The 24,444-nt window shown below is 63.1% G+C and carries 16 protein-coding genes; 3 read left to right on the top strand and 13 right to left on the bottom strand.

Translation table 11 applies throughout. The features are described 5' to 3' along the window. Nucleotides 1-60 precede the first annotated feature (60 nt). Entirely contained in the window at nucleotides 61-1,770 is a 1,710-nt protein-coding gene (locus ABID19_RS22155) for an ABC transporter ATP-binding protein (RefSeq protein WP_354493100.1), read from the top strand. Here ABID19_RS22155 and ABID19_RS22150 read toward each other — a convergent pair. Then, a complete protein-coding gene (locus ABID19_RS22150; RefSeq protein ID WP_354493099.1) occupies nucleotides 1,740-2,837 on the bottom strand; it encodes an AI-2E family transporter in 1,098 nt (365 codons plus the stop codon). The two genes, ABID19_RS22155 and ABID19_RS22150, sit on opposite strands and share 31 nt — an antisense overlap. A gap of 583 nt (nucleotides 2,838-3,420) precedes the next feature. On the opposite strand from ABID19_RS22150, the gene ABID19_RS22145 reads away from it, so the two are divergent. Beyond that, nucleotides 3,421-4,287, top strand: a complete 867-nt coding sequence (locus ABID19_RS22145) for a hypothetical protein (RefSeq protein WP_352933216.1) — start codon at nucleotides 3,421-3,423, stop codon at nucleotides 4,285-4,287. A 51-nt stretch (nucleotides 4,288-4,338) separates the two neighbouring features. Here the strand turns inward: ABID19_RS22145 and amaB are convergent, their stop codons facing one another. From amaB to ABID19_RS22105, 8 genes are all read right to left on the bottom strand, one after another. Continuing rightward, the gene (gene amaB, locus ABID19_RS22140) at nucleotides 4,339-5,850 is read right to left on the bottom strand and encodes an L-piperidine-6-carboxylate dehydrogenase (RefSeq protein ID WP_354493098.1); all 1,512 of its coding nucleotides are present in this window, start codon (nucleotides 5,848-5,850) and stop codon (nucleotides 4,339-4,341) included. Nucleotides 5,851-6,022: 172 nt separating this feature from the next. Further along, nucleotides 6,023-7,297, bottom strand: coding sequence for an RNA polymerase sigma factor (locus ABID19_RS22135; protein ID WP_354493097.1), 1,275 nt, complete (start codon nucleotides 7,295-7,297; stop codon nucleotides 6,023-6,025). Next, nucleotides 7,294-7,668, bottom strand: coding sequence for a YciI family protein (locus tag ABID19_RS22130; protein ID WP_354493096.1), 375 nt, complete (start codon nucleotides 7,666-7,668; stop codon nucleotides 7,294-7,296). The genes ABID19_RS22135 and ABID19_RS22130 overlap by 4 nt, the downstream gene beginning before the upstream one ends. Nucleotides 7,669-7,774: 106 nt before the next feature. Continuing rightward, complete coding sequence (locus ABID19_RS22125; RefSeq protein WP_354493095.1) at nucleotides 7,775-8,881, bottom strand: DNA topoisomerase IB; 1,107 nt, start codon at nucleotides 8,879-8,881, stop codon at nucleotides 7,775-7,777. A 151-nt stretch (nucleotides 8,882-9,032) separates the two neighbouring features. After that, nucleotides 9,033-9,917: a transglutaminase family protein gene (locus tag ABID19_RS22120; RefSeq protein ID WP_354493266.1), complete on the bottom strand. Its 885-nt coding sequence runs from the start codon at nucleotides 9,915-9,917 to the stop codon at nucleotides 9,033-9,035. A 2-nt stretch (nucleotides 9,918-9,919) separates the two neighbouring features. Beyond that, nucleotides 9,920-12,325 (bottom strand): circularly permuted type 2 ATP-grasp protein, encoded by a 2,406-nt coding sequence (locus ABID19_RS22115; protein ID WP_354493094.1) that lies wholly within the window; start codon nucleotides 12,323-12,325, stop codon nucleotides 9,920-9,922. A gap of 6 nt (nucleotides 12,326-12,331) precedes the next feature. Further along, a complete protein-coding gene (locus ABID19_RS22110) occupies nucleotides 12,332-15,709 on the bottom strand; it encodes a transglutaminase family protein (RefSeq protein ID WP_354493093.1) in 3,378 nt (1,125 codons plus the stop codon). Nucleotides 15,710-15,832: 123 nt separating this feature from the next. Continuing rightward, nucleotides 15,833-17,023: an acyl-CoA dehydrogenase gene (locus tag ABID19_RS22105; RefSeq protein ID WP_354493092.1), complete on the bottom strand. Its 1,191-nt coding sequence runs from the start codon at nucleotides 17,021-17,023 to the stop codon at nucleotides 15,833-15,835. A 105-nt stretch (nucleotides 17,024-17,128) separates the two neighbouring features. Here ABID19_RS22105 and ABID19_RS22100 point away from each other — a divergent pair, with 105 nt between their 5' ends. Continuing rightward, on the top strand, nucleotides 17,129-18,025 hold the full coding sequence (locus tag ABID19_RS22100) for a LysR family transcriptional regulator (protein WP_354493091.1): 897 nt from the start codon (nucleotides 17,129-17,131) through the stop codon (nucleotides 18,023-18,025). Here the strand turns inward: ABID19_RS22100 and ABID19_RS22095 are convergent, their stop codons facing one another. From ABID19_RS22095 to ABID19_RS22080, 4 genes are all read right to left on the bottom strand, one after another. Then, entirely contained in the window at nucleotides 18,026-20,338 is a 2,313-nt protein-coding gene (locus tag ABID19_RS22095) for a Tex family protein (protein WP_354493090.1), read from the bottom strand. 132 nt (nucleotides 20,339-20,470) lie between these two features. Continuing rightward, a complete protein-coding gene (locus ABID19_RS22090; protein ID WP_354493089.1) occupies nucleotides 20,471-21,652 on the bottom strand; it encodes a serine hydrolase domain-containing protein in 1,182 nt (393 codons plus the stop codon). Between the two features lie 26 nt (nucleotides 21,653-21,678). After that, nucleotides 21,679-22,875 (bottom strand): serine hydrolase domain-containing protein, encoded by a 1,197-nt coding sequence (locus tag ABID19_RS22085; protein WP_354493088.1) that lies wholly within the window; start codon nucleotides 22,873-22,875, stop codon nucleotides 21,679-21,681. Between the two features lie 64 nt (nucleotides 22,876-22,939). Continuing rightward, a complete protein-coding gene (locus ABID19_RS22080; protein ID WP_354493087.1) occupies nucleotides 22,940-24,367 on the bottom strand; it encodes an amidase in 1,428 nt (475 codons plus the stop codon). Nucleotides 24,368-24,444 lie beyond the last annotated feature (77 nt).

The following is a 24,444-nucleotide window of genomic DNA, read 5'->3' as shown; positions in this document are numbered from 1 at the left end:
CACCCTCGCATAGCCATGCTCCTGGCAGTCCAGACCTTCGAGCCAGAAAAAGCGGTTCCAATGCTTCTTAGATTCTTCTCCTACTACCGCCCTTGGAAGGGTCTGTTCATCCTGGATTTCTGCTGTGCGGTTCTATCCGGCATGCTGGAGCTCGGGTTCCCGATGGCGGTCAAGGTGTTCGTCGACGAACTGCTGCCGACTCAGCAATGGTTGCTGATCCTTGCTGCGTCGGCCGGCCTGCTTGCCATCTATGTGTTGAACACCGGACTGATGGCGGTTGTGGTTTACTGGGGTCATATGCTCGGCATCAACATCGAGACCGAGATGCGCCGGAAGAGCTTCGATCATCTGCAGAAGCTCTCGTTCCGCTTCTATGACAACCACAAGACCGGCCACCTCATCGCCCGCGTCACCAAGGACCTGGAGGAAATCGGCGAGGTCGCCCATCATGGTCCCGAAGACCTGTTCATCGCGATCATGACCTTCCTCGGCGCCTTCGCACTGATGTTCCTGGTCAATCCGCAGCTTGCACTGATTACGGCGGCAATTGTGCCGCTGGTCGCCTGGGTGACAAGCCGCTATGGCGCGCGCATGACGCGCAACTGGCAGGCGCTTTACGGGCGGGTCGGCGATTTCAATGTTCGCATCGAGGAGAATGTCGGCGGCATGCGGGTGGTGCAGGCTTTCGCCAATGAGGACCACGAGCGCAATCTTTTCGCGCGCGACAACGCCAGCTACCGCAAGACCAAGCTCGATGCCTATCGCATCATGGCTGCCAGCACGTCGCTGAGCTATATGAGCATGCGGTTGATCCAGCTGGTGGTAATGATCGCTGGAAGCTACCTCGTGCTGCGTGGCGAACTTTCCAGCGGCGGCTTCGTTGGCTTCCTGCTCCTGGTCAATGTGTTCTTCCGGCCGATCGACAAGATCAATTCGGTGATCGAAACCTATCCGAAAGGCATCGCCGGATTCCGCCGCTATACGGCTCTCCTCGACACTGAACCCGACATCGCGGATCGGCCTGGCGCTGTTGATGCACCGACGCTCCGAGGTGACATCAGCTACCGCGATGTCACCTTCGGCTATAGCGGCGAACGGCCGGTTTTGAACAACATCAATCTTGACATAACAGCAGGAGAGACCATCGCCTTCGTCGGGCCGTCCGGGGCCGGCAAGACGACTTTGTGCTCGCTGCTGCCGCGTTTTTACGAAGTCGACAGCGGCGCCATCACAATCGACGGTTTGGATATCCGCGACATGACGCTGGCCTCGTTGCGCGGCCAGATCGGTATCGTGCAGCAGGACGTGTTCCTGTTTGGCGGTACGATCCGCGAGAACATCGCCTATGGCCGGCTGGACGCGGTCGAGAGCGAGATCGTCGAGGCCGCGCGCCGCGCGCGCCTCCACGAACTCATCGCTTCCCTGCCGGAAGGCCTCGACACGATCATTGGCGAACGTGGCGTAAAACTGTCGGGCGGTCAGAAGCAGCGCCTGGCAATCGCGCGGATGTTCCTGAAGAACCCGACGATCCTCATCCTGGACGAGGCGACGTCGGCACTCGACACGCAGACCGAGCGGGAGATCCAGCGGTCGCTGGCAGAGCTTGCGCAGGGCCGGACGACACTAGTGATCGCGCATCGGCTGGCGACAATCCGCAATGCCGATCGCATCGTCGTGGTCGCCGAAACGGGCATCGTCGAACAAGGTCCGCATGATGAACTGGTCGCGCGCGGCGGTGCCTACTCACGACTGGGCGCGGCTCCGGACTGATGTGATGGCTTCGTGTCGCGCTTTGACGACGGTTCCGCCTCGGGTTTGTCGTTCAATCGCTTCTTAAGGATGTCAATGAGGCTGATCGTGAGCGCTATCACCGCAGGGCCAAGCACGAGCCCGGATGCTCCAAAGAGGACGATGCCACCGACCGCGCCGATAAAAGCCACCACTGTGTGGAGCCGCAGGCGACTCCCGACAAGCATCGGATAGAGCAGATTGTCGATACCGGCGACGATGACGCCGCCCCAGATGGTCAGTATCGCCGCGCTCGTCCACGCCCCTTCCAGTGCGAGATAGATCGCTGCCGGCACCCAGATCACGAATGCGCCGAGCGCTGGCACGATGGCAAGAAGTCCCATTACCAGGCCCCAGAAGACCGGAGTGGGCAGGCCCAGCCACCAGAACATCAGGCCGCCCAGCGTTCCCTGCACAGCGGCGACAAGCACGGTGCCTATCAGGATCGCATGCACCGTCTCTGCAAGGCGGTGCAGCATATATGCCGTCTCCGCTGCACGCAGCGGCGAGAGACCCTCGATTCCCTGCAGAATGGGCTCGCGGTCCCGCAGAAAATAGAACAGCAGATAGAACGTCAGCGCGAACATCACGGCCTGATTGATCGAGCCGCGCAACAGCGATGTGCTTCGTCCTGTCAGCCATTGTACAAACGCGGCGACCGTGCCTGCCGGATCGAGTTGGTTCTCGACCCACTGGGCAACGGCCGATAGCCTGGGATAGTCCGACAGGAAGGCATCCGTGTTCCAACCCCGGATAACTCCTTCCATGTAGGTAGCGCCGTTTACCGCCTCGCTAACAAGCTGCTGTGCAATGAAGATGAGCGGCAGGCCGACCGCCACCGCCGCGACGCTCACCGATATCAGCGCGGCCAGGTTTTTATTCCTGAGCCTTTGCTCGACCCGCCGATGAGCCGGGTACAAGATAATCGCCAACACCAGCGCCCAGGTCAATGCGGGCAAAAAAGGCAACGCCAAGAGATAGCAGACATACAAACCAATCGCCGTCGCTGCCACGATGCCGAGCAATCTCATTTGTTTTATATCGGGCATCTTTTCCGGTCAGGCCTCTCTCGCCGTCTCGCAAACTAAGAGAGCCTAGTGGATTTCCTGACAAAATGGCAGCTTCCGTTGCCGCACCCCTACGCCTAGGCCGCTATCGAGCGTGGCAAAATTGGTTATGCGGTTGGGCGTCCGTGCGCTGGTCAGCTCTGCGGCCTGCTTGGCCGTGGATGCTCTGACCACGGCGGTTTTACAGCTCGCTCGCCGTCGCGCAGCTTCACAGGGCGATAGAAAAAAGGCCGGACTGTTAAAGTCCGGCCAAGCATGAAGGTTCAAAACCTCCAGAGGGGAACGCGCCGGACGCAATGGGAGGAAAACATCCGACGCGATACCTATATGGGTCGGCGCAAGTGACGTTTCAACGACATGTGGTGGGCCACATCAACCACTCCATAGAGCCACACGCGCCAATTCCATCGTCATGGCCCTCGTTTCAGTTTTAGCGTGACAGCCATAATGGTTGGCAACTTTTTGCGCGATATGGCAGTTATCCGCCAGCCTCTGGACATGGCCGTGAAGGCTGAAGACGTGATTGGTGTTTCGCAATTGGAAGGCTTGATGGGGTTCGGCGAGGGTGGCGCTAGACTTGGAATACATCGCCGGCCGTCCGGCATTGCATCGCTTTGTCCGAGCTCAATCGCAGGCACTGCTTCAGGCCTATGAATTGAACCCGCGGCTGGCTTCCGTATTCGCCACGCAGCAGCGCTGGCTGATGGCCCACATCGGTCTTGCTTTGCACTTCAGGCTGCACGCAAATGACCACCGTACGGGGCTGACGGCCGCCCGTTTCATCGACATGATAGGACGGCATTCGGTGGCCAGCCGCAACACCGCCGATGCCTTCATCAAGGAGATGTTGCACTATAAATTCGTCCAGCATCTGCCGAGCAGGGACGGGCGTAGCCGCCCCTTGTTGCCGACAGTGGCCACGCAGGAAGCCGTGGCTGGTTGGGTCATGGCCCATCTTGCGACGCTGGACAGTCTCGACGGCAGAAGTCGACTGACTACATTCGCCGCGAGGCCGGACGGGCTTGCCCAATTGCAGCCATTGGTGGCGGATGGCCTGCTTTCGTCCCACGCCGTGCGCGAGCCGAAACATACCTTTTCCTTGTTCACCTGGCTTAACAATGGTGGCGTCGTCATGGATTGGCTCATATCCGGCGTCGATCCCGACCATGCCGGCCTCGATCGAATTCCGACCGGCATCGTCTCGATCGGAGACTTCGCAAACTGGCTCAAGCTTTCCCGGACCCATCTTTCACGCAAATTGCGCGACGCCGAAAATCTCTGCAGCATCGGCTGGCTGGGTCAGCGAGGCCATTCGGTCATGTGGGTGTCGAACCATTTCTATCAGGAATACATGACCGCCCAGGCCGTGAAGCTCGCGATCATCGATGCGGCCTTCCAGAATTGCTTTCGCACTCCAGAAGCCCCTGAATAGAGAGCAGCATGGCGATCGTGGCGGCCATTGCGACCACCACGATCGGCGTTCTCAGTCGATGTCGAAGGACACGCCTTGGGCGAGCGGCAGCGCCTTCGAATAGTTCACCGTGTTTGTGGCGCGCCGCATGTAAGCCTTCCAGGCATCGGAGCCCGACTCACGGCCGCCGCCGGTTTCCTTCTCGCCACCAAAGGCGCCGCCGATCTCGGCCCCCGAGGTGCCGATGTTGACGTTGGCGATACCGCAGTCGGACCCGTCGACGCCGAGGAAGCGCTCGGATTCCTGCAGGTCACGGGTGAAGATCGACGACGACAGGCCCGCTCCGACCGCGTTGTGCTCGTCGAGCACGGCGTCGAAATCCGAGTACTTCATCACATAGAGGATCGGCGCGAAGGTCTCTTCCGTCACCGGCGAGACTTGGCTTTGCATTTCGACCAATGCAGGACGCACATAATAGGCGTCGGGATGGCCGTTCTCGACTCGCGTGCCGCCGGTCACCGTGCCGCCGTGCGAGGTCGCCTCTTGCAACGCCTTCTGCATATTGTCGAAGGCAGCCTTGTCGATCAACGGTCCGACCAGCGCTGATGTCTCGAGCGGATTGCCGACCGAGACGCTTTCATAGGCCTTCTTCAGGCGCGGAACCAAGGCATCATAGATGCTCTCATGCACGAACAGGCGCCGCAGCGTCGTGCAGCGCTGGCCGGCCGTGCCCATGGCACCGAAGGCGATGGCGCGCAAGGCCATGTCGAGATCTGCCGTCGGGCAGACGATGCCGGCATTGTTGCCGCCGAGTTCCAGCACGGCGCGGGCAAATCGCTTCGCCAGCCGCGGACCGACATCCCTGCCCATGCGGGTCGAGCCGGTGGCCGAAACCAGTGGCACCTTCGGATGGTCGACGAGGACCTCGCCGACGGCGCGGTCGCCGATCAACACCGACGTCAACCCTTCCGGAGCATCGCCGAAACGCTTTGCCGCGCGCCTGAAGATTGCCTCGCAGGCGAGCGCCGTCAGCGGCGTCTTTTCCGATGGCTTCCACACCACCGCGTCGCCGCAGACCAGCGCCAGTGCTACGTTCCACGACCACACCGCCACCGGGAAATTGAAGGCCGAGATGACGCCGACGACGCCCAGCGGATGCCAGGTTTCCATCATGCGGTGACCGGGACGCTCGGTGGCGATGGTCAGGCCGTACAATTGCCGGGAGAGGCCGACGGCGAAATCGCAGATGTCGATCATCTCCTGCACTTCGCCGAGCCCTTCGGACGGGATTTTGCCGACTTCGATCGACACCAGCCGGCCAAGTTCGGCCTTGTGTGCGCGCAATTCCTCGCCGAGCAGCCGTACCAGTTCGCCGCGTTTCGGCCCCGGCACCAGACGCCACGCCTGGAAGGCTGTGTGGGCCTTGTCGATGGTCTTCGCCGCATCGGTCGGCGAGATCGTCTTCAGCGCCGCGATCTGTTCGCCGGTCACCGGGCTGCGCACGATAAGATCGCCGCCCGAAAGCGCGTCCCCGGCGACGCCCAGTTTCTCCAGAAGCCCGGCCGTTTCCTTCGCAATCGTCATTTTTGTCCCTTTCAGATCCCGTCACCATGATATGGCGTCGGTCAAACCATGCGCCACGTCTGCCCGCGCCTACGGCACCTCAGGCATTGTCATGGCGTGGCATTACTCGTTTCGGGAAAAAATCGCCACCCCGGCATGGTCTAAGCCGAAGTCGGACCGTTGAACCAGTCGTTTAGTGCGCTGTCTGCGCGGTTCCCCGCGCGGCGCCTTCTTTCATCAACCGGTCGATATGCATGCGGATATGGGCGGCCTCGGCGGCCGTGTTGGCGAGAGCGATGGCGCGGTCGAAGGCGATGCGCGCCTCCTCGCTGCGACCAAGTTGCATCAGCAGGCCGCCCTTGAGGCCGAAAAAGTGGAAATAGCCGGAAAGCCTTTGCTCCAGCGGCTCGATCGTGGCAAGCGCCGCTTCCGGACCGCGCACCTTGGCGACCGCAACCGCGCGATTGAGCGTTACCACCGGTGACGGCTGCATCTGCTCGAGCAGGCTGTAGAGCAGGTCGATCTCGTTCCAGTCCGTATCCTCGGGCTTTGCCGCCCGCGCATGCAGGGCGGCGATCGCCGCCTGCACCTGATAGGGACCGGGCTTCTGGTGGCGCAGCGCCTTATCGACCAGCGCCAGCCCCTCGTCGATCATCTTGCGGCTCCACAGGCTGCGATCCTGGTCTTCGAGCAGCACGATCTCGCCGTTCTCGTCGAAACGCGCCGGCGCACGCGCATGCTGGAGAAGCAAGAGCGCCGTCAGACCCATGATCTCCGGCTCGGTCTGGAACAGCCTGAGCAGCAGGCGGGCCAGCCGGATCGCCTCTTCGCAGAGCGGCGCGCGGGCCGGCGCCTCGCCACTGTTGGTCGAATAGCCTTCGTTGAAGATCAGATAGACCATGGCGGCGACCGCGGCGAGCCGTTCGGAGCGTTCGACCGCACCTGGCGTCTCGAATGGCACCCCGGCATCGGCGATGCGCGCCTTGGCACGGGTGATGCGCTGCTCCATGGCGCTTTCGCCGACGAGAAAGGCGCGAGCGATCTGCTTGACGCTCAGGCCCGAGACAATGCGCAATGCGACCGCGATCTGCTGCGTCGCCGGCAGATCGGGATGGCAGCAGATGAACAGCAGCCGCAATATGTCGTCGCGGTAATGCGCGCCGTCCAACCGCTCGGCGATATCGGTCTCGGCATCTTCAAGATCGGAGATCTGGTCCTCTTCCGGCAGCGGCGCCTGCTTGGCACGCTTGCGCACCGCGTCGATGCCGCTGTTGCGGCCGACGAAGATCAGCCAGGCTGCCGGATCGCGCGGCGGGCCGTTTGTCGGCCAGTTCTTCAGGGCTCGCAGGCAAGCGTCCTGGAAGGCTTCCTCCGCCGCATCGAGATCGCGGAAGTAGCGCAGCAGCGCGCCCATCGCCTGGGGGCGGGCGGTGCTGATCGCCGTGCTGATCCAGGTAAGGTCGGTCATGCGGAAGCCTTGGCGGGATTGAAGAGCGAAACCGGCCGTATTTCGTATGAGCCGCCGCTCGGATTGACGTCGGAAAGTTCGCGCGCAAAGTCGACGGCCTCGTCGAGATCGGCGCATTCAAGCGTATAGAACCCGAGGAACTGTTCCTTGGTTTCGGCAAATGGTCCGTCGATGACGACCGCTTCGCCTTTGACCTTCCTCAGCGTTGTCGCAGCGGTTGTCGGCAGCAGCCGCGCCACCGGGCCGAGCCGGCCCACCTGAGCGTATTTTTCCTGCACACCCAGGAGTTTTTCCATAACAGCGTCATCTTGCTCCTTGCTCCAGGAGCAGACGACGTCTTCGGAGGCATAGCATAGGATCGCGTAGAGCATGGGTCGTCCTTTTTCTCTGTCAAAGGACGAAACACTAGGACCTATCCCGACATCACGTCGACAAAAAATTACGTCCTGCACGGATGCCGCGGCTGCTCCGTTCGGTTCAGCTCTCCTGCGCCTTCAGCCATCTCAGTACGAGGGCCTCTTCGTCATCAAGGCCGGGTATCGATCGTTTCCGCCTGTTCGCATCCGTTATTTCGCTGAGCAGCCGTCCTTCGGACCAGGCATCGAAAACTTGCGGATGGATGTAGCATTTGCGGCAGATGGCGCGGGTGTTGCCCAGCCGCTCGGCGACCTTGTCAATGACGCCGTTCATCACCCGCTTCTGTTGTGCCCGGCTTTCGGGTCGTTCGGTTTGCGCAAACAATGACGCAGCATGGATGGTGCCGCCCCAGGTTCGGAAATGCTTGGAACTGAAATCGATCCCTGCCGTCTCCCTGATATAGCGGTTGACGTCGTCGGAGCGGATCGGCCGCCTGCTTCCGTCCTCGTCGAGATATTGGAACAGCTTCTGGCCCGGCAGGTCCTGCGCCCCGCGCACGATCCCGGCGATCCGGCGATCGACGAGCTTCAGCTTCCATTCCTTGCCGGACTTACCCTTGAAAGCGAAACGCAGGCTCGAGCCATTGATGTCGACATGGCGGTCGCGCAGCGTGGTCAGCCCAAAGCTGTTATTGTCGCGAGCGTAGGCGGCATTGCCGACGCGGATCATCGTGTTGTCGAGCAGCCAGACCACAGCGGCGACGACCCGCTCCAGCGGCAGGCCGTGACGGCGAAGATCGGCATCGATTTGGCGTCGCAGCTCAGGCAGGCTTTCTGCAAAGGCAACCAGGCTCGAATATTTGACGCCGTCACGCTCCTCCGCCCACAGTGGATGATACCGATATTGCTTGCGTCCGCGCTGGTCACGGCCTGTCGCCTGGATGTGACCGTCAGCATTCGGCGAGATCCACACATCCGTCCACGCCGGCGGAATGGCGAGCCCCTTGATGCGGGCCATAGTGTCCTCGTCGACGCCCTGCCCGCCAGGTCCTTTGTATGAAAATCCCCTGCCAGCCCTCAGACGACGAATACCGGGCTCGGTATCAGTGATGTAGGTAAGCGAGGCTCGATCGGCAGAGGCCTGCGACCCGTTTTTCGGCGCCCCGTTCTTTGGTAAGACCTTCCCGGCAGCCAATCGGCCGGACGGCGACCCGGATTTGTCCAGCATGTTCTCTCCACGAGGAAATTTTCCCGTAGATAAGCGCCGGACCCGCCGCTGGTTCCGCGAAGGCTTTCAGAATGATGCCGGGCTCACCGCGTGCGCGTTCGACGAGCCGTCTTCTGCCTACATTCGGCGCCTATAAATCGATTGCTGGCCGTCATGCCTTTTCCAGCGCGACCGGAATGACGTCGACTGCCTGCTCGCCGACCTGCCCGCCGGTCGTCTTCAGCACGCCGACGATCGGTGCTACATCGGAATAGTCACGACCGTGGCCGACGGTGATGTGGTCGTTGCTTGCCCGCATGCCGTTGGTCGGATCGAATTCCTGCCATCCGGTATCGCGCCCGCACCACACCTTGACCCAGGCATGCATGGCATCGGCCCCTTCCAGCCGCGGTTTTCCGCGCGGCGGAATGGTACGCAGGAACCCGCTGACATAGCCGGCGGGGATGCCTAGGCCGCGCAGGCCGGCGATCATGATGTGCGAAAAATCCTGGCAGACGCCCCGCCTCAGGCTGAAAGCGTCGCTCGCTCTGGTCCGAACAGTGGTCGCCTTGCCGTCATAGGTGAAATCGCGATGAATGCGGTTGCACAAGTCCATGGCCGTGCCGACTGTCGAACTGCCGGCACTGCCGCGCGCGTAGGCGGAGATAGCGGCGTCAACACCTGCATGGTCGCTGTCGGACAGAAAGTGATGCGGTGTATCAGGCGACAACGACCGCACCGCGTCGAGCTCCTTCCTCAGCCGGCGAATGTCGGGCGATACGTCAAGCCCAGGCTCCGGCCGCGAGACCGCGACGCGCGCGCTCATCTTGATGTCGAGCCCATCATGGGCATCGCGAAAGGCAATCGACGTGACGCTGTTGCCAAAGAAATCGGAAAAATCCGAACGTTCGCTCGGCGCCGGCGCGAAGGACAGCGAAGCGGCGATCACGCGCTGCACGCCTGGTAGCGTCGGCGGCAGCACGCGCACCTGATGGCGGCCGCCGCCGGCTGCCGCATCGTAGTCGTAACTGAGATGAAGCCTGATGTCGTAGAGCATGCTCACCCGAAATAGGCCTTGGCGAGGCTGTTGTAGAGGCCGCCGATCTCGTTGGCGAGATCGTCGAGCGCCTTCGCCGTCATGTCGGAGGGTTCCTTGATGGCGATCGCAGTGTTGAGCTGCAGGATTTCCTTTGCCGCGGGCGACATATGTCCCTCGCCGCCAACCAAAGGCAACAGTGCGATTTCGGCCTTCAGCCTTTCGAGCTGGAACAGGATTGAGCGCGGATTGAGCGGATCGAGCACCAGGAGATCGATCACCGTGCGCCGGCCGGCCTGCACCGAATACTGCCGCCGGTGGGTCATGACGCTGTCGCCGATCTCCAGCATCATGTCGAGCGCGCCGTCCGGCGCCGCAGCCCTGGTCAACCGGGCGAGCGTGCGGGCGATCTGGATGCCACGTTCCAATCGCCGGCCGATCTCCAAGAAGCGCCAGCCGGTGAAGCGGTACATATTCTCATGCAGCAGGCCGGAAAACCCGGCGAGCTTGCGCAGGATGACCGTCATCGCCCGCGTCGCGTCATCGCCCGGCGCCACTGTCGTCGCGAATTGATGAACCGTCTTCGACAGATCCTTCAGCGCCAGCCAGCCATCGGGCGAGAAGCGGTCTCGGATTTGTCCGGCGCTGTAGACGGCGCTGTCCAGCGTGCCGATCAGCCCAGGCGGCATCGCCGCCGCGACGTCGATACCGAAGGGTTCGAGATAGTCTCTGACATCGGCAAGCAAAGGCATGTCCGGATCGGAGGTTTCCGCCAGCCGAACGTGGTAGGCGCGCAGGATGCGCACGGTGTCTTCGGATCGCTCGATATAGCGGCCGAGCCATGTCAGGTTCTCCGCCGAGCGGCTGGGCAGGCTGCCCGGCATTGTGCGGGTGAAACTGTCGTGCTCCTGCGGCAGTAGCGTCTCGCGCTCCACCGGCCTGTCGCTGACCACCCACACATCCGCCGCCTGGCCACCGCGCTGCATGGCGATGGCCGTCGGATCGAGCGAAAAGCCGACCCGGGCAAAACCGCCTGGCATAACCGTCCAGCCTTCCGGGGTGCGCGCCAGATAGACGCGCAGGCTTGCCGGCCGCGGCTCCAGCCAGCCGCCGACATAGACCGGCGTGGTCGAAAGCGTCACCGCTTCCTGTCCGACGAAGTCGCCGCCGGCCCGTTCGATGTTGGCTATCAGTTCAGCCCGCTCCCCGGCTACCAGCGCCGAGCCCAGCCTCGTGCAATCGTCATCCTCGAAGGCAAGCCGCGTCGACAGCGCCGGACCGATCACCATGCGGTCGAGGTTAGCCAGCACATGATCACGTTCTGTGCCCCGCCCGCACCACCATGTCGCGACGCTCGGCAGCAGAAGTTCCTCGTTGCGCAATTCGCGCGAAATCTTCGGCAAGAAGGCGGACATCGCCCGCGTTTCCATTAGCCCGGAGCCAAGTGCATTGACGGCCGAAACGGCTTCCTGGCGGATCGCTTCGACCAGCCCTGGTGTGCCGATCTGCGACTCTGGCCTGAGCTCGAGCGGATCGGCGAAGGCAGCGTCAAGCCGTCGCCACAGCACGCTGACCGGCATCAGCCCCGAAACGGTGCGCACCATCAGCCTGCCGCCGGAGACGGTCAGGTCCTCGCCTTCGAGCAGCATGATGCCGAGATAGCGCGCGATATAGGCGTGTTCGTAATAGGTTTCGTTGAGCGGTCCGGGCGTCAGGATGGCGACGCGGCCGTCATTCTCCTTCGCCATGCCGATCAGCGCGTCGCGAAAGCGGCGGAAGAAGCCGGCAAGACGGTGCACATGCATCTCGCCATAGATGTCGGACAGCGCGCGCGTGGTGGCGACGCGGTTTTCCAGCGCAAAACCGGCACCCGACGGCGCCTGTGTGCGGTCGCCGAGCACCCACCAGCGGCCGTCAGGTCCACGGCCGAGCTCGAAGGCGCAGAAGTGCAGGAAATGGCCGCTGGCCGGTCTGGTGCCGACGACCGGCCGCAAATATTCCGGGCTGGCCGCGATCAGCCCGGCCGGCAGGATGCCCTTCTCGACCAGCCGGTTCGGCCCGTAGATGTCGGCAAGGGTTTCCTCGAAAAGATCGGCCCGCTGGACGAGGCCGGCGCTGATATCAGCCCATTCCTTCTCCTCGATCAGCACGGGAACATGCGCCAGCGGCCATTCCCGCTCATTGGCGCCCGCATTATCGTAGACGCGGTAATAGACGCCGGCGTCGCGCAGGTACTGGTCGGCGCGGGCGAAGCGCTGGGCTAGTTTTTCGGGCCCCAGTTCTTCCAGTGCCTCGATGAAGTCCTTCCAGGCCGGGCGTGGATTGCCTGATGCATCGACCATCTCGTCGACGACACCGTCGATCGGCTGGTAGTGCTCCAGCAGGTTATGCGGCCTGCCGCGTATTTTCTTGTGATTTCCCTTTGCCATTGCTGATCAGAATCTTGCGGGCCGCCTGAGGTCAAGGGTCATAGGGAAATCTTCAGAAGGTTGTTCGTCGCGCAGCACGTAGCCGGACGGCGTATGCCCGCGCGGCTCGAAACGCGCAAGCCGCCGCGCCTCCGCTTCGTTGCCGTTGACCGGAAAGGTGTCGTAACTGCGCCCACCGGGATGCGCGACATGGTAGACGCAGCCGCCGACCGCCCGGCCCGACCAGCGATCGTAGATGTCGAAGACCAGCGGCGTGTTGACCGGCAGCGCTGGATGCAGGCCAGATGCCGGCTGCCAGGCCTTGAAGCGGACGCCCGCCACCGCGATCTCTCTGTTGTCGGTCACTTTCATCGGCACGATACGGCCGTTGCAAACGACGGCATGGCGTTCCGGGTTGAGGCCTTCGGTCTTCACTTGCAGCCGCTCGACCGAGGAATCGACGAAGCGCACCGTTCCGCCGATGGCGCCCTGCTCGCCCATGACATGCCACGGCTCCAGCGCCTGCCGCAGCTCCAGCTTGATGCCGGCATGCTGGACCTCGCCGCAGAACGGAAAGCGGAATTCGAGCTGCGCGTCGAACCATTCGGGACGGAATTCGAAGCCGTTCAGCTTGAGATCGTCGAGCACGTCGAGAAAGTCGGCCCAGACATAGTGCGGCAGCATGAACCGGTCGTGCAACGAGGTGCCCCAGCGCACGAAACGGCCATCGAGCGGGTTCTTCCAGGCGCGCGCAATAATGGCGCGCACCAGCAATTGCTGCGCTAGGCTCATGCGCGCATTGGGCGGCATCTCGAAGCCGCGGAACTCGACTAGCCCCAGCCGGCCGGTCGGTCCGTCCGGCGAAAACAGCTTGTCGATGCAGATTTCCGAACGGTGGGTGTTCCCCGTTACGTCGGTCAGAAGATTGCGAAACAGCCGGTCGACCAGCCACGGCAGTGGCGCACTGCCTTGGTCTGGGTGCGGCACCTGCGCCATCGCGATCTCGAGCTCGTAGAGCGAATCGTGACGCGCCTCGTCGAAGCGCGGCGCCTGGCTGGTCGGGCCGATGAACAGGCCCGAAAACAGATAGGACAGCGACGGACGGCGCTGCCATTGCAGGACTAGGCTCTTCAGCAGATCGGGGCGGCGCAGGAACGGGCTGTCGTTGGGCGTCGCGCCGCCGACGACGACATGATTGCCGCCACCGGTGCCGGTGTGGCGACCGTCGATCATGAATTTGTCGGCACCAAGCCGCGTCTGCCGCGCTTCTTCGTAGATCGCGGTGGTCGTCGCCACGCAATCCTGCCAGTTCGCAGCCGGATGGATGTTCACTTCGATGACGCCGGGATCCGGAGCCACACGGATGACGTTGAGGCGGGGATCGTGCGGCGGCCCGTAGCCTTCGATATGCACCGGCAGGCCGATAGCTTTTGCCGCGTTCTCCGCCGCCGCGATGAGTTCGAGATAGTCTTCCAGCGCCTCGACCGGCGGCATGAACACACAAAGCCGTCCGTCGCGCGGCTCGACCGACAGCGCGGTGCGCACCGCGCCGCCGATCTCGGTTATTTTCTGTTCGACACGATCCTGCTGGCCGCTCACGGCGGTGAAGGACGCCGCCTGCTGCCGGCGCGCCATTTCGTCGGCGCCCTCCAATTCGGCCGGGGCAGCGTCCGGCAAAGGAGCGGCCTCAGGCAAAATAGCCTGGCGTGCCGGCAAAGGACCGCGCGGCAGCGACGGATCGACCGGCACGATGTAAGGGAACTGCGCCGGCGGCACATGGGGAAGCGTGCCGAGCGGCAGGCGGTAGCCGACGGGTGAATCGCCCGGCACCAGGAACAGCTTGCCGCGCCGCGTCTTCCATTTCTCCGAACGCCAGCGCGGTCCGGACGCTTCGGCGTTCCACCGCTGCACAGGCAGTACATAGCCCGACGGCTTGGTCAGGCCGCGCTCGAACACCCGCGCCATGCGGCTGCGCTCCTCGGGGTCCTCCAGCTTCGAATTCGACGGATCGACATTCTCCGGCAGCTTGCCTTCCTTGAGCAGCCACTCGGCCGGGTCCTCATAGGCTTCGCTGACCATGGTCTGGTCGATGCCGAGTTCATCGGCAATTGCCGCGAGCAGGCTTTCAGCCTGCTTCGGTCCAACATCTGCTTCACTGTTTTCTCGTGCGATCAGCGATGGGTCGCTCCACACCGGCTCGCCGTCGGTACGCCAGTAGAGCGAGAACGTCCAGCGCGGCAGGCTCTCGCCCGGATACCACTTGCCCTGACCATAATGCAGGAAGCCGCCCGGCGCGAAACGCTCACGCAACCGGCGGATCAGCGCATCGGCCTTTTCGCGCTTTGTCGGTCCGACGGCTGCGGTATTCCATTCCTCCGCCTCGAAATCGTCGATCGACACGAAGGTCGGCTCGCCACCCATGGTCAGCCTGACATCGCCGGCTTCGAGCGCGGCATCGACCTGATTGCCCAACGCGTCAAGCGCCTCCCAGCTTTCATCCGAGAATGGCTTGGTGATGCGCGGATGCTCGGCGATGCGGTCGACCCGCATGTCGAAGCCGAACTCGACATTGGCGAAGCTCGCCATGCCGGAAATCGGTGCTGCGTTGCGAAAATGCGGCGTGGCCGCAAGCGGCACATGGCTTTCGCCGGTGAGCAGTCCTGAGGTCGGGTCGAAACCGATCCAGCCGGCACCCGGCAGATAGACCTCGCACCAGGCATGCAGGTCGGTGAAGTCGACGGCGGTGCCGGGCGGTCCGTCAAGCGCGACGAGATCGGGCTTCAGCTGGATCAGATAGCCCGAGACGAAGCGCGCGGCGATGCCGAGATTCCGCAGGATCTGCACAAGCAGCCAACTCGTATCGCGGCATGAGCCTTTCTTGGTAGCAAGCGTCTCCTCCGGCGAAAAGACGCCGGTTTCCATGCGCACGATGTAGGCGATCTCGCGCTGCAGGCGCGCATTGAGATCGACGACGAAATTGACGGTGTTGGTTGGGTGGCGATCGATGGTTTGCAGGAACGTTGCCAGCAGCGGTCCAGCCGGTTCCGGCGTCCGGTAGATGGCGAGATCGGCGCTGATCTCTTCCGGATATTCGAACGGAAAGGTCTCGGCCGACGGTTCGACGAAGAAATCGAACGGATTGTAGACCGTCATGTCGGCGACGAGGTCGACCTCGATCTTCAGTTCGCTCACCGGCTCCGGAAACACGAAGCGGGCGAGGAAGTTGCCGTAGGGATCCTGCTGCAGATTGACGAAGTGGTTCGCCGGCTCGACCTTCAGCGAATGGCTCAAAACTTTGGTGCGGGAATGCGGCGCCGGCTGCAGCCTGATGACCTGGGGACCAAGCACCACCGGCCGGTCATATTTGTAATGGGTCAGGTGGTAGACGGCTGCCAAAATTGCCATGGTACCCCGGAAGTCGGCGTTTCAGAACGAATTCGCCGAACCCTGACACAAATGCTGGTCATTCTCCAAGCAGAGATGTTGCGGTGCACCTAATTTAAGCAGCGCCGAACGGTCCGACGTGGTCTAGAAGAACGCCTGCAACCCGGTCTGCGCTCGCCCGAGGATAAGCGCATGCACGTCATGCGTGCCCTCGTAGGTATTCACAGTCTCCAGGTTCTGCGCATGGCGCATAACGTGGTAGCCGATCTGGATGCCGTTGCCGCCATGCATGTCACGGGCTTGGCGGGCAATGTCGAGCGCCTTGCCGCAATTGTTGCGCTTGACGATCGAGATCATCTCCGGCGCCATCTTGCCTTCATCCATCAGCCGCCCGACGCGTAAGCTGCCCTGTAGGCCAAGCGCGATCTCGGTCTGCATGTCGGCAAGCTTCTTCTGGAAAAGCTGCGTGCCGGCCAGCGGCTTGCCGAACTGTTTGCGGTCGAGGCCATACTGCCGCGCCCGGTGCCAGCAATCTTCCGCCGCGCCCATCGCACCCCAGGAGATACCGTAGCGCGCGCGGTTGAGGCAACCGAACGGCCCCTTCAAGCCTGATACATTGGGCAGCAGCGCGTCTTCGCCGACCTCGACGCCTTCCATCACCACCTCGCCGGTGATCGATGCACGCAGCGACAGCTTGCCGCCGATCTTCGGCGCCGACAGCCCCTTCATGCCTTTTTCCAGCACGAAGCCGCGGATCTCATTGTCATGTGCAGCCGACTTCGCCCAGACGACGAACACGTCTGCGATCGGCGCGTTGGAAATCCACATCTTCGAGCCGGAAATCTTATAGCCGTTCGCGGTCTTCTCGGCGCGCGTCTTCATGCCGCCCGGGTCGGAACCGGCATCCGGCTCGGTCAGGCCGAAGCAGCCGATCCACTCGCCGCTGGCCAGCTTCGGCAGGTACTTCTTGCGTTGCGCCTCCGAGCCATAGGCATGGATCGGATACATCACCAGCGACGACTGCACGCTCATCATCGAGCGATAGCCAGAGTCGATGCGCTCGACTTCGCGCGCGACCAGCCCGTAGGTGACGTAGTTGGCGCCGAGCCCGCCATATTCTTCCGGGATGGTGATGCCGAGCAGCCCGGCCTCGCCCATCTCGCGAAAGATCCCGGCTTCGGTCTTTTCCTCAAGATAGGCTTCCTCAATCCTGGGGGCGAGCTTGTCGGCGGCGAACGCCGCCGCACCATCGCGCACCATGCGCTCATCCTCGGAAAGCTGGTCCTCGATCAGGAAAGGATCGTTCCAGACGAAAGCGTTCTTCTCGGCGGCCATGTCTCTCGGTTCCTACAAATCTTGAAGTGCCCGGCTTATCGGCCGCCGTCTCAAAAAAATCAAACGAAATTGCATCACCAATCAATGAGCGTTAGTAATGGGGTCATGAGTGTCCAGCGTCGCCTCTTGCCTGGTATCAGCGCCCTTGCCGCCTTCGAGGCGGTGGCGCGTCTCGGCTCCTTCACCGCCGCCGCGCGCGAGCTCGATCTGACCCAAGGTGCCGTGAGCCGACAGGTGGCGTTGCTGGAAGAGCAATTCGGGAGGCGGCTGCTCGAACGCGACAGCCGTAATGTCCGGCTGTCGACGGCAGGCGAGATTTATGCCGAAGCGGTGCGCGCCGCCCTTGGCCAGTTGCGTGACGCAGCACTCGGATTGATGAGTAATCGGCATATTGGCATCTTGAACCTGGCCATATTGCCAACCTTCGGCACGCGCTGGCTAATGCCGCTGATCCCATATTTCGTCGAAAACAACCCTGATATCACCATCAACTTCGTCACTCGCATCGGCCGCTTCGACTTCGCCCGCGAGAGGCTCGATGCGGCGATCCATTACGGCCTGCCAGACTGGCCGGATGCCGACTCGACACTGCTGGTCCGCGAGACGGTCGCGCCGGTGGTCTCGCCCGAATTCCTGGCCGGCCGCGCTATTGCCACGCCGGCCGATATCGGCCGCTTGCCGCTGCTGCATATGGCGACCCGCCCCGGCGCCTGGACCGAATGGTTCAGGCATCAGGGCCTGAGCGCGCCGACCGGGCCGGGCATGCAGTTCGAACAATTCGGCACCGCCGCCCAGGCCTGCATGGCCGGGCTCGGCGTGGCGCTATTGCCGCAGATCCTGATCGCAGGCGAGCTACAGCGCGGCCAGCTCGCGCCGGCTCCGGGTCGGCCGATGCAGAGCCGCAGCGCCTACTATCTCGTCGTGCCGCACGACAAGCGCGGCCATCCGCCGGTCGCCAGTTTTCGCGACTGGCTGCTGGGCCATGTACTGCCGGAGAAGTAGTTATTTCCGCTTCAACGCATCCGCCAACGCGGCGCCGAATGCACCCTGCCCTGCCGGGCGCTCCGGCTGACGCTGCGGCGCCGGCGCGCGCGGCACCGGTCTGCTGCCATTGTCGCGCGGTTTCGGTGTACCGCCGTCACCATCCCTACGCATCGACAGGCCGATGCGCTTGCGCTTGATGTCGACCTCGACGACACGCACCTTGACCACATCGCCGGCTTTCACCACCTCATGCGCGTCCTTGACGAAACGGTCGGCCAGTTGTGAGACATGCACCAATCCGTCCTGGTGTACGCCGATGTCGACGAAGGCGCCGAACGCGGCGACATTGGTGACGGTGCCTTCCAGCAGCATCCCCGGCTTCAAATCCTTGATGTCGTCGACGCCATCAGCAAAGGTCGCCGTCTTGAAACCGGGCCGCGGATCGCGGCCGGGCTTTTCCAGCTCCGCCAGGATATCGCGCACAGTCGGCAGGCCGAACCGCTCGTCGACGAAGACACGCGGATCGAGCGCCTTCAGTGCCGCACTGTCGCCCATCAGCGAGCGGAGGTCCCGCCCACAGGCGGCGACGATCTTCTTGGCCACACCATAGGCTTCCGGATGCACGGCCGAGGCATCGAGCGGTTCGCTGCCGTTCGGGATGCGCAGGAAGCCGGCGCATTGCTCGAACGCGCGGGGTCCGAGCCGAGCCACCTTCAGCAGGTCTCGACGGCTGGAGAAGGGACCGGTCGCATCGCGATGCGCAATGATCGCTTCGGCCAACGATGCGCCAAGGCCCGAAACCCGCGCCAGCAGCGGCGCCGAGGCGGTGTTGAGGTCGACGCCGACGGCATTGACCGCGTCCTCGACCACCGCTTCCAGCGAACGGCCGAGCCGGTATTGATCGACGTCATGCTGATACTGGCCGACGCCGATCGACTTCGGTTCGATCTTGACCAGTTCGGCCAGCGGATCCTGCAGCCGCCGCGCGATCGACACCGCACCTCGCAGCGACACGTCGAGGCCGGGAAATTCGGCCGCCGCGGTTGCTGAAGCCGAATAGACCGAGGCGCCCGCCTCGCTGACGATCACCTTGAGCGGCTTCGGCCCGGATTCGGCCGGCATGTCGGCCAGCATGTCGGCGACCAGCCTTTCGGTCTCGCGGCTGCCGGTACCGTTGCCGATCGAAATCAGCTCGACCTTGTGCAGACGGATGAGCTTCGCCAGTTCGGCCTGCGTGCCACGCACATCGTTCCTTGGTGGAAACGGGTAGACCGTCGTCGTCGCCAACAGCTTGCCGGTACCGTCCACCACGGCCACCTTGACGCCGGTGCGGATGCCGGGATCGAGTCCCATGGTGGCCCGCGAGCCGGCCGGGGCAGCGAGCAGCAAATCCTTCAGATTGCGGGCGAAGACGTGGATCGCCTCCTCCTCGGCCCGCTCGCGCAGATCGCGCATCAAATCGAGTGTCAGATGCAGGGATAGCTTTATGCGCCAGGTCCAGCCCGCCACCTCCATCAGCCAGCGGTCCCCCGGCAACTGGCGGCCGATTGTGTAGGCATCGGCGATCATCCGTTCGACCGGCTTCACCGGCGACGCATCGTCGGCATCGACTTCGATGTCGAGCGACAGCACCTCTTCGTTGCGGCCGCGCAGCATCGCCAGCGCGCGATGGCTCGGCACGTTGGCCCAGCGCTCGACATGGTCGAAATAGTCGGAGAATTTCGCGCCGGCCTCCTGCTTGCCGTCGACGACGCGTGACCGCATGAAAGCACGTTCCTTCATGTAGGTCCGCAGTCTGCCGACCAGGTCGGCATTCTCGGCGAACTGTTCGGACAGAATGTCGCGCGCGCCTTCAAGCGCTGCCTTGGCGTCGGCCACCTCTCCGCCGACATAGGCCAACGCTAGTTCGCCAGGCACAGCCGCGCGGTCGGCGAGGATGGCCTCGGCCAGCGGTCCCAGGCCACGCTCTCGCGCGATCTCCGCCTTGGTCCGACGCTTCGGCTTATAGGGCAGATAGATGTCTTCGAGTTCTGCCTTGGTGGCGGCCGCCGCGATCTTGGTTTCGAGCTCTTCGGTCAGCTTACCCTGTTCACGGATCGAACCGAGGATGGTGTCGCGGCGTGCGTCGAGTTCACGCAGATAGGCGAGCCGTTCGGCAAGCAGGCGCAACTGTGTGTCGTCCAGACCGCCGGTGACCTCCTTGCGATAGCGCGCAACGAACGGCACTGTCGCGCCTTCGTCCAGCAACCCGATCGCGGCCGCGGCCTGTTCGGGCCGGGCGGCGATCTCGGCTGCTATGATTGCTGCGATGCGCTTGATGTCGGATGCCATATCGTTCCTGTTGTCCTTATCGAAAAGAGCGGCGACCATAGGCGCAGAGCGTCGCTCCGCCAACCGCATCGTTTTCGATCACGCCGACAGGTCCACAGGAAAGCTGCAGTGCTGCGGGTTGCCTGGATCGGATCAGACCATCCGGCTCAGTGCTTCGAAGAAAGCGACCGTATCGACATCGAGCGGCTCGTCGACCGGCTCCGGCTGCGACGACATTTTTGCGATCACGACCTCGGCCGTCGGATTGACATAGAGCCACTGGCCGTGGATTCCGATGCCGCAGAAGGCACCGCTTGCCGCTCCGGTCTGATACCATTTGTTTCGGTAGCGGCCTTGCGGGAAGAGGAAAGCCATCGTGCCACGCTGCCAGGCCTCAGTATCTCCGCCTGTGCTGACAGTGTCGCGCACCCAGGCTTCCGGCACGATGCGCCGGCCATTGGCCATGCCGCCCTGCCGCATCATCTCCCCGATCCGCGCCAGGTCGCGCGGCATCACCGAAATGCCGCCGGCCGTACGCGCCGTGCCTTCCCTGTCGACCGTCACCGACGCTTCGCTCGTTGCACCAAGCGGCAGCCACAATTTCTCGCGCATCAGCTCGGCAAAACGCTGGCCGGATGCGCGTTCGAGCAGGATGCCGAGCAGGTCGGAATTGGGCGAGCGGTAGCGGAACGTCCGGCCATGCGGTTCAGCCAGGTGCTGCAGGGTCAGGATGAAGGCCGCCAGGCTCTCCGTACCGCCGCCCGGATTCCACAGCGTCGCGCGGCGATAGCGGGCAAAGGCGCTCTCCGGATCGAGATAGGCTTCTTCGAAGTCGAGGCTGACGGACATGTCGAGCACATGCCGCACGCTGGCATCGCCATACGCCGAGCCGGCGGCTTCCGGCAGATAGCGGGTCACCGGAGCCTGCGAATCGAAAACCCCCTCGCCTTCCAATATGCCGGCTAGAATGGCGGTCAGCGACTTGCTGATCGAGAAGATGATGTGGCGCGCGCCGCACTCCATATGCGGTGCGAACCAGTCGCCGACGATTTTGCCGCCTTTCATGATCGTCAGCCCGTCAGTATCGGAACGCGTGAGAAAGGCGGCCACGGTCTCCGAGCCGCCTGCCAGCGCGACCTTTTCGTCAAGCAGCCCATCGAAATCCTGAACCGGTGTTTCGCCACTGCCCGGCACGGCTGCGACACGTGCGCTCGGCACCAATTCTCCGACATTCTGGAACGACCACCGGCTGAACGGGCTTTGGCGCCAGTTGCCGAGCAGCACCTGGTTGCGGGCAAAGCCATATCTGGTCTCGAATGCGGTTTTGCCGGCCATGGCGTTTCCTTCCGATTTTTTGAAACTTAGGCCAGCGCGGCGGCGATGGCGTGGACGGCTTTCATCGTCGCCACCGAATAGGCGATGTCGGTGAAATCTGGGTAGCTCGAAAGCTTCACCACGACCATTCTCGTGTCCCAGTCGATATGGATCAGCTGCCCGAACACGCCCCGGCACATCAGCGCGCGCGAGCGCGGGTCCTCGATCCAGAACTGGTTGCGGTAGCTGCCTTCCGGCAGGCTGGGATTGAAATCCGGTCCATGCCTGCCGCTGCGCGTCGCCTCGATCCAGTCGGCCGGCACCACGCCGCCGCCATTGTCGAGGATCAGTTGGGCGAAACGGCCATAGTCGCGCAGCGTGGCGTTGAAGCCGCCATCGGCGATGGCATAGCCGGCGCTATCGACTGTGAAGCAGGCACTTTCATCCGCCCCGAGCTCTTGCCAGAGTTCCTCCGAAACCAGTTGCGCCAGCCGCTTGCCGCTTACCCGCTCCATGATGAAGGCAAGCACGTCGGTCTCGATCGAACGGTATTCGAACGCGGTACCATGCGGCCGGCTTGTCTCCTTCAGCCGCAGGATCAATTCGAACATATGCGACGGCCACTCGAAGGTCGGATCGCTGCCCGGCGGAACCGGCTTCCAGCCGCTGGCGACATCGACCTGGCCGATGTCGGAATAGCGGTCGGTATATTCCTCGGAAAAACGCACGCCTGTCGTCATGTCCAGCACATGCTGCACGCTGGCGCCGGCCCAGGCGGTGGCGCCAAGCTCCGGCAGATAGGTCGTCACCGGCAACGCCGGGTCGATCAGGCCGCGCCCGACCAGTATGCCGAACACCGAAGCGGTGACGGACTTCGCCATCGATTGCGACAGATGCAGCGTGCGGTCGGTCATACCGTTGAAATAGCGCTCATAGGCGATCTTGCCGTCTTTGAGCACGAGGAACCCGTCCGTATAGGTTTCGTCAAGCAGCCCGGCCAGCGTCGTAGGCTGACCCGTGCTGTCGCTCACCGGCAGCGCATCGAGATCGACTTCGGCTCGCTCGAGCCGGCGGCGATGGCCATTGCCGCGCCAGACCTCGCCGGTCGGCAGAATTTCGCGGATGTGCTGGAACGCCCACCGGTTCCAAGGGCCCCTGTCCCAGTCGAGCCTCGGCGGCACCATCTTGGGCGGCGAGCCCTGCATGATCGGCGGCACCGGTTCGCTGTTGCGGTAGGATGTCATTGCATGCTCCGGGAAGTGTCGTCCCGCGGTGTCCCGACGGTCTTTTGGTTTTCAGTGCCGTCCGTCATAGTTTCGGCCGGCGCGCCTTTTCTCCGTACCAGCCACCAACTGCTTTTTCATATGCCATACCGGCGCGGAACACATCTTCGTCGCTGTAGGTGCGGCCGATGATCTGGATGCCGGTCGGCACGCCGTTCTTCGCGTGGCCGGATGGAACCGACAGCACCGGACAGCGGCTCATCATGTTGAACGGCGTCGTCATCACCCAGCCAAGCGAGGGATTGACCGGCTTGCCGTTGATCCTGATTTCGTCCTTCGACTGGTCATGCTCGGCCGGGACTGACGGCAGCGCCGTGGTCGGGCAGATCAGCACATTGTATTTTTCGAGCAGCGGCCCAAGCGTCATGTACATGCGGCCAGCCACCTCCAGGCTGGCGACAAAATCGGTCGCCTTGGAACCCGCCCCCTCCTCGGCGAACTTGCGGGCGTAGGTCGTCATTTCGTCGGCATGGTCGGGCAGCAGCTTCGACAGGAACGCACCGAATAAATGATTCAAATAGGCGAGCCCGGCCTCCAGGACCTCCGGTCCCCAGCCGAGATCGACCTCCTCGACCTCGGCACCGAGTGAGCGGAACACGTCGAGCGCTTTCTTCGTGTTCTTTACCACTTCCGGATCGACCTCGAAGCCGCCGAGATCCATCGAATAGCCGATCTTCCAGCCCTTGATCGGCTTGAATTTTGTCGGCAGCGTCAGCTTTGGCCGGAGCGAGGCTATGTCAAGCGGACTGGGACCGCTCATGACATTCTGCAGCAGGATCGCGTCCTCGACCGTCCGCGCCAGCGGCCCGGTATGGCAGTAAAAGTCGAGATTGAACGGCGGGTCGTCCGGGTTGCGGCCATAGGGCGGCTTGTAGCCGACGACACCGCAGGCCGATGCCGGGATGCGGATCGAACCCCCGATATCGGAACCGGTGGCGATCGACGATGTGCCGGAGGCGAGCGAGGCGGCCGAGCCGCCCGACGAGCCGCCGGGCGTGAACTTGGTGTTCCACGGATTGCGGGTGACGCCCCACAGCCTGGACCAGGTATAGGCCGCACAGGAGAATTCCGGCGTCGCCGTGCGTGCATGGACGATGCCGCCAGCCTCGATAACACGTTCGTTCATGGTCGAGGTGGTATCGGCTACAAAGTTCTTCATGATCAGCGAGCCGCCGGTGGTCGGCCTGCCCTTGATATAGCTTTCATCCTTGATGCCTACGGGCAGGCCCTCCAGCGGGCCTGTCTTCTTGCCCTTGGCGTATTTCGCCTCGGCTTTCGTGGCCAGCGCCATCGCCTCGTCGAAATGCGTGTTGGTGAAAGCGTTGACCTTGTCCTTCGTCGCCTCGGCGCGCCCGATGACCGCCTCCATCAGCTCGACCGGTGAGAGCTTCTTCGCCTTGAAGCGCTTGAGCGCCTCGCTTGCCGGCATGTAGCAGAGATCGAGATCGGACATTCCAAGCGAACTCCAGCTGCGTCCAGCCACAGGCCGGATGTCGGATCTTGTCGAAGGTTTTTGCTTTGAAGACCCGG

The sequence above is a fragment of the Mesorhizobium robiniae genome (assembly GCF_040545535.1).
In the GTDB taxonomy this organism is placed as follows: domain Bacteria; phylum Pseudomonadota; class Alphaproteobacteria; order Rhizobiales; family Rhizobiaceae; genus Mesorhizobium; species Mesorhizobium robiniae.
The sequence above is the reverse complement of the archived record's forward strand: the minus strand, read 5'-3'. Positions and strand labels throughout refer to the sequence as shown.